Source organism: Citrobacter enshiensis, assembly GCF_029338175.1.
Taxonomy (GTDB): domain Bacteria; phylum Pseudomonadota; class Gammaproteobacteria; order Enterobacterales; family Enterobacteriaceae; genus Citrobacter_D; species Citrobacter_D enshiensis.
In genome coordinates this window covers 1674652-1691984 of sequence record NZ_CP119862.1, presented here as the reverse complement: position 1 = coordinate 1691984, position 17333 = coordinate 1674652, and the positions used below count along the sequence as shown (strand labels likewise).

14 protein-coding genes are annotated in these 17333 nt (G+C 54.4%); 3 read left to right on the top strand and 11 right to left on the bottom strand.

The window, feature by feature from the left end:
* Positions 1-96: 96 nt before the first annotated feature.
* Together btsR and P2W74_RS08095 are read right to left on the bottom strand one after the other, a co-directional pair.
* Positions 97-816 (bottom strand): two-component system response regulator BtsR, encoded by a 720-nt coding sequence (gene btsR / locus P2W74_RS08100; protein ID WP_276294624.1) that lies wholly within the window; start codon positions 814-816, stop codon positions 97-99.
* Complete coding sequence (locus tag P2W74_RS08095) at positions 813-2498, bottom strand: sensor histidine kinase (RefSeq protein ID WP_276294623.1); 1686 nt, start codon at positions 2496-2498, stop codon at positions 813-815. The genes btsR and P2W74_RS08095 overlap by 4 nt, the downstream gene beginning before the upstream one ends.
* Before the next feature lie 222 nt (positions 2499-2720).
* Between P2W74_RS08095 and mlrA the strand changes: the two genes are divergently transcribed.
* Entirely contained in the window at positions 2721-3452 is a 732-nt protein-coding gene (gene mlrA / locus P2W74_RS08090; RefSeq protein ID WP_276294622.1) for an HTH-type transcriptional regulator MlrA, read from the top strand.
* Between the two features lie 59 nt (positions 3453-3511).
* Positions 3512-3619 carry a protein YohO gene (locus P2W74_RS08085; RefSeq protein WP_192612784.1) on the top strand — a complete coding sequence of 36 codons (108 nt, stop codon included), beginning with the start codon at positions 3512-3514 and terminating at the stop codon, positions 3617-3619.
* Here the strand turns inward: P2W74_RS08085 and P2W74_RS08080 are convergent.
* The 8 genes from P2W74_RS08080 to bglX form a co-directional block, all read right to left on the bottom strand.
* On the bottom strand, positions 3600-4331 hold the full coding sequence (locus P2W74_RS08080) for an ABC transporter permease (RefSeq protein WP_276294621.1): 732 nt from the start codon (positions 4329-4331) through the stop codon (positions 3600-3602). The genes P2W74_RS08085 and P2W74_RS08080 overlap by 20 nt on opposite strands.
* The gene (locus P2W74_RS08075) at positions 4315-5262 is read right to left on the bottom strand and encodes an ABC transporter ATP-binding protein (RefSeq protein WP_276294620.1); all 948 of its coding nucleotides are present in this window, start codon (positions 5260-5262) and stop codon (positions 4315-4317) included. The genes P2W74_RS08080 and P2W74_RS08075 overlap by 17 nt, the downstream gene beginning before the upstream one ends.
* Complete coding sequence (locus P2W74_RS08070; RefSeq protein ID WP_276294619.1) at positions 5255-6421, bottom strand: ABC transporter permease; 1167 nt, start codon at positions 6419-6421, stop codon at positions 5255-5257. The genes P2W74_RS08075 and P2W74_RS08070 overlap by 8 nt, the downstream gene beginning before the upstream one ends.
* A gap of 15 nt (positions 6422-6436) precedes the next feature.
* On the bottom strand, positions 6437-7354 hold the full coding sequence (osmF, locus tag P2W74_RS08065) for a glycine betaine ABC transporter substrate-binding protein OsmF (protein WP_276294618.1): 918 nt from the start codon (positions 7352-7354) through the stop codon (positions 6437-6439).
* A 70-nt stretch (positions 7355-7424) separates the two neighbouring features.
* The gene (locus P2W74_RS08060) at positions 7425-8672 is read right to left on the bottom strand and encodes an MFS transporter (protein ID WP_276294617.1); all 1248 of its coding nucleotides are present in this window, start codon (positions 8670-8672) and stop codon (positions 7425-7427) included.
* Between the two features lie 47 nt (positions 8673-8719).
* Positions 8720-10276 (bottom strand): MFS transporter, encoded by a 1557-nt coding sequence (locus tag P2W74_RS08055; protein ID WP_276294616.1) that lies wholly within the window; start codon positions 10274-10276, stop codon positions 8720-8722.
* A 42-nt stretch (positions 10277-10318) separates the two neighbouring features.
* Positions 10319-11683 carry a glycoside hydrolase family 28 protein gene (locus P2W74_RS08050; RefSeq protein ID WP_276294615.1) on the bottom strand — a complete coding sequence of 455 codons (1365 nt, stop codon included), beginning with the start codon at positions 11681-11683 and terminating at the stop codon, positions 10319-10321.
* A gap of 364 nt (positions 11684-12047) precedes the next feature.
* Positions 12048-14345, bottom strand: coding sequence for a beta-glucosidase BglX (gene bglX, locus P2W74_RS08045; protein WP_276294614.1), 2298 nt, complete (start codon positions 14343-14345; stop codon positions 12048-12050).
* Positions 14346-14540: 195 nt separating this feature from the next.
* On the opposite strand from bglX, the gene dld reads away from it, so the two are divergent.
* Entirely contained in the window at positions 14541-16247 is a 1707-nt protein-coding gene (gene dld / locus P2W74_RS08040) for a D-lactate dehydrogenase (protein WP_276294613.1), read from the top strand.
* A 45-nt stretch (positions 16248-16292) separates the two neighbouring features.
* Here the strand turns inward: dld and pbpG are convergent, their stop codons facing one another.
* Positions 16293-17240 carry a D-alanyl-D-alanine endopeptidase gene (gene pbpG / locus P2W74_RS08035; RefSeq protein WP_276294612.1) on the bottom strand — a complete coding sequence of 316 codons (948 nt, stop codon included), beginning with the start codon at positions 17238-17240 and terminating at the stop codon, positions 16293-16295.
* Positions 17241-17333 lie beyond the last annotated feature (93 nt).

Below are 17333 nucleotides of genomic sequence, written 5' to 3'. Positions count from 1 at the left end.
GCGAGCGAATCCCCTGGAGCATAGAGAACTATGTGACAGGGGTGAACGAGCGCAGCTAACGCAGCTGCAACTTGAAGCGCGACGAGTATACATGATTTACAGCCCCAGCGCCTCCTTCAGGGTCTTTAAATAGCGACGGCTAACCGGCACCGTCTGGCCGTTACGCAACAGCAGTTCAGCCTGACCATTGTCCTCAAGGCGGATCTCCTGCAAATGCGCCATGTTGACCAGATACTGACGATGACAGCGCAGCAGCGGGGTGCGGCTCTCCAGCGTTCTGAGCGTCAGCTCGGTAAAACCTTCTTTGCCTTCGCTACTTGTGACATAGACACCGCTCATGCGGCTGCTGACGAATGCGACATCATCCAGTTGCAGCAGGTAAATCCGGCTATGTCCGGTACAGGGAATAAATTTTAATGCCTGCTGATTTTCCGGCAATACCGAAACATCCTGCTTGCTCCGCTCCTGGCGCAGACGCGCCAGCGTTTTCTCCAGCCGCGCTTCTTCAATGGGCTTGAGCAAATAATCAAAAGCATGTTCTTCGAAGGCTTTAACGGCATACTCGTCAAACGCCGTCAGAAATACGATATAAGGGCGGTGTTCCGGGTCGAGCATCCCCACCATTTCCAGCCCGCTGATGCGCGGCATCTGGATATCCAGAAACAGGACGTCAGGGCGCAGTTTATGCACCGCGCCAATCGCTTCCACGGCGTTTGAACATTCACCCACAATGTCGATATCACTCTGAACTTGCAGCAGGATCCGCAGATTTTCCCGCGCTAACGGCTCGTCATCCACAATCAGCACTCTAATCATGCGTGTTCCTCCAGAGGAAGTCGTAAAGTTATTCGGGTAAAACAGTCGGGCTCACAGGCCACGCTGATGCCGTAGTCGTCGCCAAATCGCTCCCGCAGCCGTTTATCCACCAGGTTCATACCGAGGCCGCTGACATTGTTCGTGGGCTCATACAGTCCGGCATTGTCTTCAATATCCAGCATCAGATATTGCCCTTCCCGCCGCGCGGTAATGGAGACCTCGCCGGTTCCCAGTAGCTGGGAAGTCCCATGTTTGATGGCATTTTCCACGATCGGTTGCAAGGTAAACGCGGGCAGTTGTTGGTGCGAAAGCGCTTCCGGCACGGTCAGCGTCACCTGTAGGCGAGTCTGAAAGCGGGCCTTCTCGATCTGCAAATAGGCATTAACATGCTCAATCTCATCGGCAAGGGTAACAATCTCCGACGGGCGTTTTAAATTTTTGCGAAAGAAGGTCGAAAGGTACTGAACCAACTGACTTGCCTGCTCGCTGTCATGGCGGATCACCGCCTTAATGGTGTTGAGCGCGTTAAACAGGAAATGAGGATTCACCTGCGCGTGCAGCAGTTTGATTTCCGACTGGGTAAGCAGCGCTTTTTGTCGCTCATACTGACCCGCCAGAATCTGCGCCGACAATAGCTGGGCGATACCTTCCCCCAGCGTGCGGTTGATCGAGCTGAAGAGACGATTTTTCGCTTCATACAGCTTAATGGTGCCCATGACCCGCTGGTTCTCTCCACGTAGCGGGATAACCAGTGTCGAACCTAATTTGCACTGCGGGTGCAATGAACAACGGTAAGGCACTTCATTGCCATCGGCGTAGACCACCTCTCCGGTTTCAATCGCCTTTAGCGTATAGGTCGACGAGATAGGTCTACCGGGTAAATGGTGATCGTCGCCAATCCCGGTAAACGCCAACAGCTTTTCCCGATCGGTAATCGCCACCGCGCCAATATCGAGTTCCTGATACAGCACCTGCGCCACTTTCATGCTGTTCACTTCGTTAAAGCCCTGACGCAGGATACCCTCGGTGGAGGCCGCCACTTTCAGCGCGGTCGCCGAAAACGCCGAGGTGTATTTTTCAAACATGGCGCGCTTGTCGAGCAGAATACGCATAAACAACGCTGCCCCGACGGTGTTGGTCACCATCATCGGCGCTGCAATATTACTGACCAGGTGCAACGCATCTTCGAACGGACGGGCAATCAGCAGAATGATCAGCATCTGCACCAGTTCAGCCACAAACGTAATCGCCCCCGCCGTCAGCGGGCTAAAGACTTTATCGGTCCGGCCGCGGCGAATCAGCACGCTATGAACCAGCCCGCCCAGCAGCCCTTCGACAATGGTGGAAATCATGCAACTGAGCGCCGTCATACCGCCCATTGAGTAGCGATGTAAGCCACCGGTCAATCCCACCAGTCCGCCCACCACCGGCCCCCCCAGCAAACCGCCCATCACTGCGCCAATGGCACGCGTGTTGGCGATGGAATCGTCGATATGCAGGCCAAACCAGGTGCCCATAATGCAGAAAATAGAGAAGACGATATAGCAGAGGAATTTATGCGGTAAACGAACCGTGACCTGCATCAGCGGGATGAACAGACGCGTTTTACTCATCAACCACGCAATAACCAAAAACACGCACATCTGCTGAAGCAGCAGCAACACCAGATTGAACTCGTACATACCCGCTAACCACATATCACTTAAAACCGCGTAACATACATTGAGTCCGCTGAACTTTCTTTGAACTGTTGCATAAAAACATCAATTCGTGAGAACGATCACTCAAAAGCACGCGAATGCGCACAATCTCACCCCCTCACTGAACAAAAAACAGACAAAACTACCTGGTTCGCAAAAGAGCGTCTACAGTAAGACTGGGACCTCGCGAGCAAGGGTGAGACGATGGCGCTTTACACGATAGGTGAAGTGGCTTTGCTTTGTGATATCAACCCTGTCACATTACGCGCGTGGCAGAGGCGTTACGGGTTGTTGAAACCGCAACGAACCGACGGTGGTCATCGCCTGTTTAACGATGCGGACATCGACCGGATCCGTGAGATCAAGCGCTGGATAGACAACGGCGTGCAGGTCAGCAAGGTCAAAATGCTACTGAGTAATGATAATATCGATTTGCAGAACGGCTGGCGCGAACAGCAAGAAACCCTGTTGCACTATTTGCAAAGCAACAATCTGCAGAGCCTCAGGCTGTGGATCAAAGAACGCGGCCAGGATTACCCCGCTCAAACGCTCACTACACACTTGTTTATTCCCCTGCGCCGACGTTTGCAATGCCAGCAGCCAACCCTGCAGGCGCTGCTGGGTATTCTCGACGGCGTACTCATTAACTACATTGCGATTTGTCTGGCCTCTGCCCGCAAAAAACAGGGAAAAGATGCGCTGGTCGTCGGCTGGAATATTCACGATACTACGCGATTATGGCTGGAAGGCTGGATCGCCAGCCAGCAGGGATGGCGCGTTGACGTGCTGCCCCATTCACTGAATCAGTTGCGCCCGGAACTGTTTGATGGTCGAACGTTGCTCATCTGGTGCGGCGAAAACCAGACTCCTGCCCAGCAGCAACAGCTTGCCGAATGGCTTGCGCAGGGTCACGATATTCATCTACTCGGCATTTAATGGTTCATTAACAAATACGCTTTATCATATAATCGCTCCGTTAACATAAGGAGTGCATAATGAGCGTAGCTAAAATCGGTGTTATTACCCTCTTCCTGCTGATGGCCATCGGTGGCATTGGCGGCGTCATGCTCGCAGGTTATACATTTATTTTGCATGCCGGGTAAGGTATTGCCCGAGTCGTTCAAAAACGCGATCGACAATGATTGCCGCCAGCGCCACCAGTACCGCCCCCTGAATCACATAGGCTGTGTTAAACCCGCTGAGCCCAATGATAATGGGTGTGCCCAGCGTGCTGGCCCCCACCGTTGAAGCAATGGTCGCCGTTCCAATATTGATAATCACCGACGTCCGAATACCGGACAAAATCACCGGCGCCGCCAGAGGAAGCTCAACGTTGCGTAGCTGCTGCCCGCGACTCATCCCCATCCCACGCGCCACGCTGACCACACTATCCGGGATTGCCCCCAGCCCCGCCAGGGTGGCCTGTAAAACCGGTAACACGCCATACAGGATCAGGGCGATGATCGCCGGTTCCTGACCGAATCCCATCACCGGAACCGCTATCGCCAGCACCGCCACCGGGGGAAAGGTTTGTCCAACCGCCGCAAGGGTTTCAACCAGCGGACGAAATTCGCCCCCCCACGGACGCGTCACTGCGATCCCCGCCCCAACGCCTACCGCCACGGCAACCACGCTCGAAATACCGACCAGCCAGAAGTGCGCCAACGCCAGCGCGATAAAACTTTCCTGCTGATATACCGGGCGCGGTAATTGGGGAAACAGCGCGCCAAACAGCGCCTGACTGTGCGGCAAGCTCACCAGCAACAGCAGAAAAACGGCAATGAGCCATAACAGCGGATCACGCAGAAGTTTCATGAGGCAAGGTCTTTGAAAGTAAATCGCGAAAATGGAGCGTCCCGCAGGGAACGCCCTGCTGATTAACCACCGGCAAGACGTCACACCCACCCGCCACAAAAGCGGAAAGCGCGTCACGCAGCGTCATCTCCTCTGCCAACGTTTCTCCTGCCATCCGTTCCTGACGCCGGACAAAATCGCCCACATGACGTAGCGACAGCAATCGCACGCCAAGCTCGCTGCGGCCAAAAAATGCCTGTACGAAATCACTGGCGGGAGACATCAGCATTTCCAGCGGCGTCCCCTGCTGCACCACTTCGCCACCATCCATCAGCACCAGATGCTCAGCGAGGCGCAACGCTTCATCAATGTCGTGCGTCACCAGTACGATAGTGCGCCCCAATAGGCGATGAATGCGGGTCATCTCATGCTGTAACGTGCTGCGTGTCACCGGGTCCAGCGCGCCGAACGGTTCGTCCATTAACAATACCTGCGGATCGGCAGCCAGTGCGCGCGCCACGCCCACCCGCTGCTGTTGACCACCAGAAAGCTGGTGGGGGTAACGCTCACGCAGTCCCGCCTCTAACCCCAGCAACGCCATCAATTCCTCTACGCGGTCATCAATTTGCGAACGCGACCATTTCCGCAGTTGCGGCACCGTGGCGATATTCTGCGCCACAGTCCAGTGGGGGAAAAGTCCGATAGACTGGATGGCATATCCCATCCGTCGGCGCAGTTCCAGCACCGGCAAGCTACGTATCTCTTCCCCGGCAAAGCGGATCCGCCCACTGTCATGTTCCACCAGTCGGTTAATCATCTTCAGCGTGGTGGATTTTCCTGAACCAGAGGTCCCAATGAGGACCGAAAAACTGCCCTCACGAAAATGCAGGTTGAGATCGCTGACGGCCTTTTGTTCGCCAAACGATTTGCTGACATGGCTAAATTCAATCATCGTGTTTGACCTTCAGGAGTGCGTCCAATAAATCGAACAGCGCATCGATAACTATCGCCAGCGCAACGACCGGAACGACCCCTAGCAAGACTAAGTCAACGGCGCTACTGAGCAGTCCCTGAAAGACCAGCGCGCCAAATCCTCCGGCGCCGATAAGCGCGGCGATCACCGCCATTCCGACGGTCTGCACCATCACCACCCGTAAGCTGCGCAAGAAAATCGGCAGCGCAAGGGGCAACTGGACATGGATAAAACGCTGACGAAGACTCATCCCCATAGCTCTGGCGCTTTCCAGAACTTCATGCGGTACCTGGTTTAGCCCTGCGACCACGCCGCGCACCAGCGGCAACAAGGCATACAGCACCAGTGCGATCAGCGCCGGCGTCAGGCCGGTGCCTGCCACCCCCACGGTTCCCAGCCATGGAAAGTGCTTCACCAGCCCGGCAAGCGGCGCAATCAACAGGCCAAATAGAGCGACAGAGGGAATGGTCTGGATAACATTCAGTACCGCAAAGACAGCCCCCTGGCGCGCTGTTGAGAAATAACAGCCGATCCCCAGCGGTACGCCAATCAGCAGCGCAGGCACCACCGTACCGACCAGCAGTGTCAGGTGCTGCGCAAAAGCATCATCAAAGACATCCTGACGGTTGGCGTACTCTTTCAGTAACGAGAGATCGTTGAAGGTGCCGGAAAACAACAGCGCCAGCGGCACCACCGCGATTTGCGCATGCAATATCCAGCGCCACAGCGGGTGTACGGTGATACGTCGAATCGCATCGCTACAGGCCAAAAGCGTCATACCCAGCGCCAGCCAAAAACCGCTGCCGAGGCTGGTTCGCGCCAGCGGGCTGCCTGTCTGGGCCAGATGCGTCGCCGCACTTCCGGCCGCGATGAGCACGCCCGTTAGCAGCAGTTGCACAACCACCAGCGTAACAACTGCACCGCGTTGGCCGGGGAACAAACACAGGGCAAGCAGGAGCGCGAATCCCCCCACCAGTCTCCATTTAATGTCCGGCCAGATATCCCAGAGCTGACGCCCTTCACCTGACATCAGTCGGTTCGGGGCGTAGTTCACGAAAGGAAGCGCAGCAGCAATGGCGGTCAGGAGAACCAGCAGCAACAGCACGCGATTGAGGCTGACGTTTGACACCTTACGCATCGCAGACAAATTCAGTTACTTCACCCACCCTTTTTGCTTCAGGTAGTCCGCCGCCACTTTTTTCGCATCCCGTCCTTCGACGGCAATGCTGGCGTTTAATTGCTGCAACGTTTTCTCATCCAGACTGGCAAATACCGGCTGTAGCCATTCGGCAATTTGCGGATGCGCTTTCAGTACCGCGTCGCGAACCACCGGTGCGGGGGCATAAATGGGTTGAACACCCTTAGGGTCACTCAACGTTTGCAGGCCCAGCGCCGCTACCGGCCCATCGGTGCCATACGCCATTGCCGCATTGACGCCGGAGGTTTGCTGGGCGGCGGCTTTAATGGTGACCGCCGTATCGCCACCGGCCAGCGACAGCAGTTGGTTCTGATTCAGTTTAAAATCGTAGGCTTTTTCAAAGGCGGGAAGCGCATCAGCGCGCTCGATAAATTCAGCAGACGCCGCCAGCTTGAATTCACCGCCCTCTTTCAGATAACGCCCCAGATCGGCAAGCGACGCGAGTTTGTGCTTTTCTGCCACATCCTGACGTACGGCAATGGTCCACGTATTGTTGGCGGGTGCGGGCGTGAGCCAGACCAGTTTATTCTGCTCAGCGTCCAGCTTTTTGACTTTTTCAAAGCCTGCCTGGGCGTTCTTCCACGCCGGATCGTTTTCATCTTTGAAGAAGAAGGCGCCATTACCGGTGTATTCCGGATAGATATCCAGCTCCCCGGAGGTGATCGCCCCGCGCACCACGGGCGTGGTGCCCAGTTGCACTTTATTGACTGTTTTAACGCCGTGGCTTTCCAGTACTTGCAGAATAATATTGCCGAGCAGCGCCCCTTCGGTATCGATCTTCGACCCGACGGTGACAGGAGATGCAGCCTGTAAGGGAAAGCTCACTGCCGCTGCCAGCGCCAGTGAGCTCAACCATAGCTTTGAGATTGTCATGTCGCTTTCCTCACTCTTTTGCTGCCCTTTTCAGAGACTTGAGGAAAAAGCATAGACGAAAAGTCAGAGGTTAACCTGGAGATTGCGGGTTATCAGGCAATCTCAGCGGGATCGTCAACAGGCTGGCGGCAAAATAGAGAATGGCGATCACCCACAGGGTACCTTCCACGCCCAACGGCCCGACGCACAGCGTCACAATAAACGGTCCGGCGAAATTACTTAACCCGGATCCTAGGTTCAGACACGAAATGGCCGCCCCTTTATTTTGCGGCAACAACGAGGGGATCAGTGCGCTCAGTGGCCCAAACGCCCCCAGCCCAATCGCATAAATCGACAACGCCAGGAACAGCGCCAGTTCGCTATGACCAAATAACACCGGCGCGTAGCAAACTGCCAGCGAGGCAACCCCGCACAGCGTGCCGGAAAACCACACCACCGTATTACGCCAGCCAATGGTATCGCCTAACCAGCCAAACAGATAACTGGAGAAAATGTTGATGACGTTGACCAGACCCCAGATAGTCAGCCACTCCGCGATGCTAAACCCAAACCGGGGCAGATAGACTGGCATCAGGATCACCAGTGAAAACTTACCAATGTCGTTGATGGTTTTCACCACCACCGCCAGACGCATTTTCGGCTCACGCGCCAGTACAGTTATCCCTTCGAGAAGCGCCGGGCCTAACGCCTGGCCCCGCTGCCAGTCGGGACGATCGCGGTTAAGCACCAGTGCGCAAAACGCGCCGCACAGGACAAAGATAAACCCACTCAGCAGCGTGTTGGTTTCACCCCATTTCGCAATCATCAGGCTTGAATACCACGGGCCGACGATGGTCATGCCGACACCAAAAGCAATCCAGAACCAGGACACCGCGCGCCCCAGGATCCGAATCTCGCAGCGTTGGTTGATCCACACCAGAAACGAATAGGCGAAAAGCGGGTACGCGACGCCGCGCAGCGCATACGTGGCGACCATCAGCGGATAGTTGTTTTGCGGTAAGGCGACAAAGATAAACGGTATAGAACCGATAAAGTACACCAACGTCGCGACCCACATTAAACGACGTAATCCCAGAACCCCGGCGCCAATGCCGGAAAACCAGGAGACTGCCGCCACGCACAGGCCAAATATAGAGGACAGCAGGCTGATATCAAACGCAGAGAATCCCCGTTGTTGCAGCATCGAGGAGAGCCAACTTTGTTCTATTGTTGCGCCCGTAATAAAAAGAAAAACGCCGATAAATCCCCAGCAAAGTTCGCGAGGTAATCCCATCCGCGCCCATAGCCCTTGTTGCATCACCAGGCTCTGTTCAGTCATTTTGTTCTCTTCCAATAGCAGGCGGACATTGCTGTCCGCCCCGGTCTTCAGGCATTTTTCGGTTGTGCCGCAGACTGTGATTTCATATGGCTACGGTTGATGTAGCCAACGGTGTTTTCGCCCCAGCACTGCTCGTACGGCATCCCGGTCAGGCTTTCGATAACGGCTTTGTTTTCAGCGCTAACGGTCGCTTTGCTTTCGCCACGCTTGAGACGGGCAACCTCTTCATTGAGGATCGCGTGGGTACGGCTATTGACCTTGAACTGGAATGCAGACCAGATCCCCCACAGGGTGAGGAGCACCGGCAGGACAATCATGATTATCATGATCATATTGATGGCAGACTCTGGCTGGTTGGTTTGTCCGGAGACAAAACCGGCCATCTGCAACGCCACGCCGACCAGGAAAATGGACAGCGCCTGGGAGGCTTTACGCAGCAGGCTCATGAACCCGGCAAAGATCCCTTCACGACGATTACAGGTGAGGATTTCATCCACGTCGGCTACAAAGGTGTAGTTGTTCCACGGAATGGCATAAATGCCACCGCGCGCCAGACCGGCAATACCCGCCGCCAGATACAGCATTGCCATACTGGTTGAGCCGTTCATCCAGGTGACGGTAAACAGAATGAATGCCAGAACAGCCAGCGCACCCTGAGTGGCAAACGCGCGTGAAGGCGAGAAGCGCAACGTTAACCAGGTCGCCAGACCCACGCCAAAGAATTGCAGACCGTTGATCATTCCCAGCAGGTTTGAAGCCGTCACAGAAGAGGTCATCATCGCGAACACCACAAAATAGGTGAACACGGAGTTAAAGATATCCTGGGCAACAGAACCCCCCAGATACATCCCCAAATGCGAACGGAAGGTTTTGATTTTCAGCGTGGAGACGAAATCGTAGTAAATATTGTAAATACGGGTGCCGAGAGGCAGTTTTTCCGTCTCATCAATTTTGCGCTCGTTTTGCTCGATCTCTTCCAGGGAGCGTTCCCAGGTTCCGAAGTACACAAAAAACAGCACAATCATAAATGAAACGGTGAAGATAGCGCCCGCATAGAAAAACGAGTCTGACGAATCTGCGCCAAAATAAGAGATCAGTCGTCCAGGCAGGAACGCTGCGGCAAAACCAGCAAGCTGTGCGATGTACATACGCGCACTGGTCAGTTTTGAACGCTTGTTAAAGTCAGACGTCATCTCCGCAGAAAGCGTGTCATACGGGATGATGATCATGGAGTAGACCACTTCAAACAGGATGTAGACCAGCAGATACATCCAGTAGTTGAAGCCTTCCACCCACAGCAGGCTATACACCGCCACCAGCGGGATACTCAGCAGCAGGAAGAAACGGCGGCGGCCAAAACGACGGCCCAGACGCGTTTTGTGGAAGTTGTCCGAGATGTAGCCCATTAACGGGCACATGATCACATCAACGATACGCGCCACAGCAAACAGTGAACCGGCCTGAATCGGCGTCAGTCCACAAAAAGTGGTTAAAAAGAACAGCAGCCATGCGCTCACCAGAGTGAAGGCGCCGGAGCCAATCACATCTGCAAGACCATAGCAGACGTAGTTGTGCATTTTTATTTCACGAGCTTTTTTTATCATTTTCTATCCCCGGTCACTGAGAAGGCATACAAAGCATTTCCCTCATACAGAGGGAGAATCCGTCAGGCAGTCCTGAACGTTGAGCAATACGATGGGTTGTGTATGCCAGTGAGCAGGCAGCGTTTCAGGGCGGCGAACCGTGATACCCGACAACCGCAATCCCGTGACGCCGTTGGCGTAAAACACAGGTAATCCGCCGGGGAAGGCTTCAACGCCATGGGCGCGACCGGTCTGTGGGTTAACGTTGTACGCATTATCCAGTCCCATACCCGTTGGGCGTTCTGGATTGCACGGCGGGCGAATGTCGTAGAACCCCTGTTCTTCAGACGTGCTGACCCGTTGTTCGATACTGACCCCATTGAACATGACATCGCGGATCATGCCTGCCGTTTCGCTGTGCAGGTTAATCGCCCCTTCCGCAGTCCCGGCCAGGTTGCTGAACGTGATATTTGAAACGATGCCTGGCGTAATGTCAGGCGCGCGATGGCGCACAGAAATGTAGACCGGATCGGCTTTACCCCAATGGCAAGGGTGAGCATGACTGCAGTCAAAAAGAATATTGCTGAACACCATCTGCTGAAAACGTCCGCCATCACGCGACACCAGGCCAATCCCGCGGTTAGACTCAAAAATGGTGCAGTTGGACAGGGTGATATTTTCGATATCGGCGAACGTTTCGGTGCCAATCTTGATGGCGCAGCTTTTCGAACGCACGATGCAGTTATTCACCACAACGTTGCGAATAGGCTGTTGCAGCGAGGCGGGCTTGTTGGTGGTCTTCAGACAAATACCGTCATCCGCCGCACTGAAGTAGCTATCGCTGATATGCACGTGCTGGCAACTGTCGATATCCAGCGCGTCGGTGTTCGGCAGCGTCAGATCGTTATCAATGGTCAGATTGCGAATATAGACGTGGTTGCAGCTCACCAGATGCGCAGTCCACATCGGAGCGTCATACAACGTAATATCGCGAATACGGATTTGTTCACAGCCTTCCAGCACCAGCAGACGTGGGCGTTGGTTCTTCGGCAGTCGATAGCCTTGTTCGTCGGCCTGTGCGGCAAACCAGTTGGCAGCCTCGCCGTCAATGCGACCTTCGCCACTGAGCGTAATGTGGTGCTGCCCACGGGCATAAATCAGCGCCATGCGCGACAACTCAGCCATCGTGACCGTTTCTACCGCCTGATAATCCTCAGCGTCGGCGCTTGCAAGCAGGCTCGCCCCGGCCTCGAGGTGCAGCGTAAAATTCGAAGGAAGTACCAGCGTACCGGTGCGATAAATGCCAGGCGTGAGGGTAAGCATACCGCCGCCCGCACGATCAATCTCGTCAATCATTTGCTGCAGCTGCGTGGTGACCACCGTGTTACCGGTTTTATCAAGCGAGCTGTTTTCTAAAGAGAGCTTCATAGTCCTACCTGTCACAAGTGTATTGGACGGCATTTAACGAAGTTTTTCTCTCTCTCGCCCGAGCGCAAACACGCTTTTTGACGTAACAGTGAGACGCTTCACGTCTGGGTTGGCAGGGTCAATAAAGATTTGAGCACGCGCACAAAACGCGACAGTAACCTTCACCCAAGAAGTGATCTAACTCACAATTTCAACTTAAATGAGGGGAGTAAGGGATCGCAAGTAGAGGTAATTATTCCCCGTACGCAATAAATACTGACAGCCATCACAATTCAATAAAAATCAAAAGAATCACTATTGCAAACCAGGAAAAATTCAAAGCGAAAAATAAAAAGGCTGGTTTCCCAGCCTTTTTGTTTACAGGTTACAGCAGTTCAAACTCGCCTTGTTTTACCCTGGCGGAATCCATGCCGATGAAGACGTTAAACTTACCGGGTTCAGCATCATACTTCATGCTTTGGTTCCAGAACTTCAGCGCGTCGATGTCAATCGGGAAACTGACGGTCTGCGTTTCTCCCGGTTTCAGCGTGATTTTCTCAAACCCTTTCAGCTGTTTCACCGGGCGACTCAGGGACGCCGTCACATCCCGCAGATACATCTGAATGACCGTCGCGCCTTCACGCTTGCCGGTATTGGTGACCTGCACGCTGGCGGTGACTGAGCCATCACGTTTCATCGTCGGGGAGGAGAGTTTCACCTCCGACAGCGTAAATGTGGTGTAACTCAACCCATAGCCAAACGGATACAGCGGACCGTTCGCCTCATCAAAATAACGCGAGGTGTACTTGTTCGGCTTGTCAGCGTTATACGGGCGACCGGTGTTCAGGTGGCTGTAGTAAACCGGGATCTGCCCGACAGAGCGCGGGAAGGACATCGGTAACTTACCGGAGGGGTTATAGTCGCCAAACAGCACATCGGCGATGGCGTTGCCGCCTTCCGTACCGGCAAACCAGGTCTCCAGAATCGCATCGGCCTGCTGATCTTCTTTCACAAGCTGCAGCGGACGCCCATTCATCAACACCAGCACCAGCGGTTTGCCCGTCGCCTTCAGCGCCGTAATTAAATCACGCTGGCTTTGCGGAATATTGATATCGGTACGACTGGAGGCCTCGTGAGCCATCCCCTGAGCTTCCCCGACCACCGCGACTACAACGTCAGATTGCTTCGCGGCGGCAACCGCCTCATCAATCATCGTCTGCGGTGAGCGTGGGTCGACCTTCACCGCCTCTTCGTACAGATTAAGGAAATCAACAATGCCTTTATCGTTGGTAACGTTCGCTCCTTTGGCGTACACCACCTTACCGTTATCGCCCAACACATTTTTAATGCCCGTCAGCACCGTCACGGACTGATCGGCAACGCCAGCGGCGGACCAACTGCCCATCACATCACGTTTGCTGTCGGCCAACGGCCCGACCACGGCAATGGTGCCGGACTTTTTCAGCGGCAGCGTTTCAAGACGGTTTTTCAGCAACACCAGACTCTCGCGGGCAACGTCACGCGCTTCCTTACGGTGCAAACGGCTTTCAGCGTTGGTGTCCTGCGGGTCAGTCTCTTTTGCCCCCAGGTGGCTGTAAGGATCGTTAAACAATCCCATATCGTACTTCACGTTGAGGACGTGACGCGCGGCATCGTCCAGCTCAGCCATTGTCACTTTGCCAGACTTGATCAGCCCCGGAAGGTATTTGCTGTAATACTCATCACTCATACTCATGTTGATGCCGGAGGTGATCGCCACACGCACAGCATCTTCAGGGTCGGCGGCGGTACCGTGCTTAATCAGCTCTTTGATTGCCCCGTGGTCAGAAACGGTGATGCCTTTAAAGCCCCACTTATCGCGCAATATCGTTTTCAGCAGCCAGGCATCGGAGGTCGCCGGGGTGCCATTTAATGAGTTAAGCCCCACCATCACCGCGCCGCTTCCGGCATCCAGCCCGGCTTTGTACGGCGGCATATAATCGTTGAACAGGCGCTGCGGACTCATATCCACCGTGTTGTACTCTTTACCGCCTTCAACCGCACCGTAAGCGGCGAAGTGTTTCACGCTGGTCATCACCGAGTAGCGATCCGCCGGGCTTTTGCCCTGCATCGCTTCAACCATGGTTTTACCCATCGTTTCGGTCAGATACGTATCTTCGCCAAACCCTTCGGAAGCTCGGCCCCAACGCGGATCGCGCGAGACATCCACCATCGGCGCCCAGGTCATATTCAGACCATCATCCGCCGCTTCATAGGCTGAAACGCGTCCCACGGTGTTGACCGCATCCAGATTAAAGGAGGATGCCAGACCAAGGCTGATAGGGAAAACGGTACGCTGGCCGTGCAACACGTCGTAGGCAAAGAACAGAGGAATTTTCAGGCGGCTGAGTTCCATCACCTGATCCTGCATTTTGCGGATATCCTGGCGGGTGACGGTATTAAAAATCGCCCCCACCTGCCCGTCTTTGATCATTTCGCGGATGGCTTCTTTTGGATTGTCCGGACCCACGCTTATCAAACGCAGCTGACCAATTTTCTCATCAACGGTCATTTTGGTGAGCAAATCGGTGACAAACGCGTCCCGCGCCTCAGGCGTTAATGGATGATCGCCAAACAGGGACTCCGCCAACGCTGGCTGCATGGCCAGACTCACCGCGACACCTACAGAACATAGCCATTTCATGTTGTTTCTCTCTTATTTTTAGCCCGCAGAGGCGGCGAAAATATAGCAAAAACCGTAGTTTGCCATAAGCCTAAACGGGTGAGAAAAAGAAAGCTAAGGTTATTCTCTGATTTTTTCGAAACATTCATGAATAAAATCGTCATACAAAGCGCTATGCTTAACACCGATATTTTGTCCCACCACAAGGAGTGGAAAATGTCTTCCATTACAACAACCGAGAATAACGATTTAATTCATGAGCTCGCCCGCCTGGTGGGCCATTCACACCTGCTCACTGACCCGGCGAAAACTGCCCGCTATCGCAAGGGCTTTCGTTCCGGACACGGCGACGCGCTGGCCGTGGTTTTCCCTGGCTCGCTGATGGAGCTGTGGCGCGTGCTCAATGCCTGCGTCAATGCAGATAAAATTATTCTGATGCAGGCCGCCAATACCGGGCTGACCGAAGGCTCCACGCCCAGCGGCAATGACTACGACCGGGACATTGTCATTATCAGCACCCTGCGCCTCGACAAACTTCATTTGCTGGATAAAGGCGAGCAGGTGCTGGCGTTTCCTGGTACCACCCTCTACTCGCTGGAAAAAGCGCTCAAGCCGTTTGGTCGCGAGCCGCACTCGGTGATTGGCTCCTCCTGCATTGGCGCTTCCGTCATCGGTGGTATCTGTAATAACTCGGGGGGCTCGCTGGTGCAACGTGGCCCGGCCTATACCGAAATGTCACTGTTCGCGCGCATTGATGAACAGGGTAAATTGCAACTCGTCAACCATCTGGGTATCGACCTTGGCGAGACGCCGGAGCAGATCCTCAGCAAACTGGATGACGAACGCGTCAAAGATGAAGACGTACGCCATGATGGTCGCCACGCACACGACCACGATTACGTCACCCGCGTGCGCGATATTGAAGCCGACACGCCCGCGCGCTATAACGCCGACCCGGACCGTTTATACGAATCCTCCGGTTGCGCAGGCAAGCTGGCCGTGTTTGCCGTACGTCTGGACACCTTCCCGGCCGAAAAAAATCAGCAGGTCTTCTACATCGGCACCAACCAGCCGGACGTATTGACGGAAATCCGCCGCCATATCCTGGCGACGTTTGAGAACCTGCCGGTTGCGGGTGAATATATGCATCGCGACATCTATGACATCGCGGAAAAATACGGCAAAGATACCTTCCTGATGATCGATAAACTCGGCACCGACAAAATGCCGTTCTTCTTCACCCTGAAAGGCCGTACCGATGCGATGCTGGAAAACGTAAAATTTTTCCGTCCGCACTTCACTGACCGCGCAATGCAGAAGTTCGGCCATCTGTTCCCGAGCCACCTGCCGCCACGGATGAAAAGCTGGCGCGATAAATACGAGCATCACCTGTTGTTAAAAATGGCGGGAGACGGCGTAGCGGAAGCGCAAAACTGGTTGACGGAGTTTTTCAAAACCGCCGAGGGTGACTTTTTCGCCTGTACGCCGGAAGAAGGCAGTAAGGCGTTCCTGCACCGTTTTGCAGCAGCTGGCGCGGCAATTCGTTATCAGGCAGTTCATGCTGATGAGGTTGAGGATATTCTGGCGCTCGACATTGCCCTGCGCCGCAACGATACCGAATGGTATGAGCACCTGCCGCCCGAAATCAGCAATCAACTGGTGCATAAACTCTATTACGGCCATTTTATGTGCTACGTCTTCCACCAGGATTACATCGTGAAGAAAGGCGTCGATGCGCATGCGTTGAAAGAGCAAATGCTGGAACTGCTCCACCAGCGCGGGGCGCAATACCCGGCGGAACATAACGTAGGGCATCTGTATAAGGCGCCAGAAACGCTGACACGTTTTTATCGTGAAAATGACCCGACGAATAGCATGAATCCGGGTATCGGTAAGACAAGTAAGCAGAAGTTCTGGAAGTGAGGCGATTGTCCGAGAGCGTAGCGCTCTCGGGCATACTTCGACGCATTAATCGTTCTGCGCCGTTTGCTCGCTCTTACTGGCACCTGCTGCGGCCATCTGCGCAGCTTTTTGCTTCTTATAACTCAGCGCCGCTGGCGGAACCGGCATGACTTTGCCGGTTTCAATCCACGTGCGTAAACGGCTGGCATCGGCAAAGTGGGTATATTTGCCGAAGGCATCCATCACCACCAGCGCCACCGGTTTGTTCTTAATGGTCGTGCGCATCACCAGACAGTGACCCGCCGCATTGGTAAAGCCCGTTTTGGTCAGCTGAATATTCCAGTTATCGCGATACACCAGATGGTTAGTGTTGCGGAATGGCAGCGTGTAGGCCGGGTTGGCAAACGTGGCCATGTCTTCGCGAGTCGTGCTCAACTGACCCAACAGCGGATACTGTTTGCTGGCAATCAGCAGCTTTGTTAAGTCGCGGGCCGTCGAGACGTTATGAATGGACAACCCCGTCGGTTCCACAAACCGCGTGTGGGTCATGCCCAACGCTTTGGCTTTGGCATTCATCGCTTTAATAAACGCGTTATAGCCGCCCGGATAATGGTGCGCCAGGCTTGCCGCCGCGCGGTTTTCCGAGGACATCAACGCCAGCAGCAGCATATCTTTACGGCTAATCTCACTGTTCAGACGCACGCGGGAGTAGATCCCTTTCATTTCTGGCGTCTGGCTGATATCCACTTTCAGTTTTTCGTTCAGCGGCAGTTGCGCATCAAGCACCACCATCGCCGTCATTAATTTGGTGATCGACGCAATCGGACGCACAAGGTCAGGATGGTTCGAATAGATGACTTTGTTGGTATTTAAATCAACAATCATCGCGCTACCAGACGCAATCTCAGGTTGAGACGCTGTTGTGGTAGCCGCCGTTTTCGCCACAGCCTGCGGCGCAAAAGGGACAGCCAGCATCAGGGCAAGGCTTAGTATTGAAACTCGGAATTTCAGCATGATGAGATTTCTGATAATGGTTCACGCACGTCACAACGCGCACCGCCGGAGTTAAGTAGAAACTCAAGCTAGCTCAGGCATCATAGCGATCAG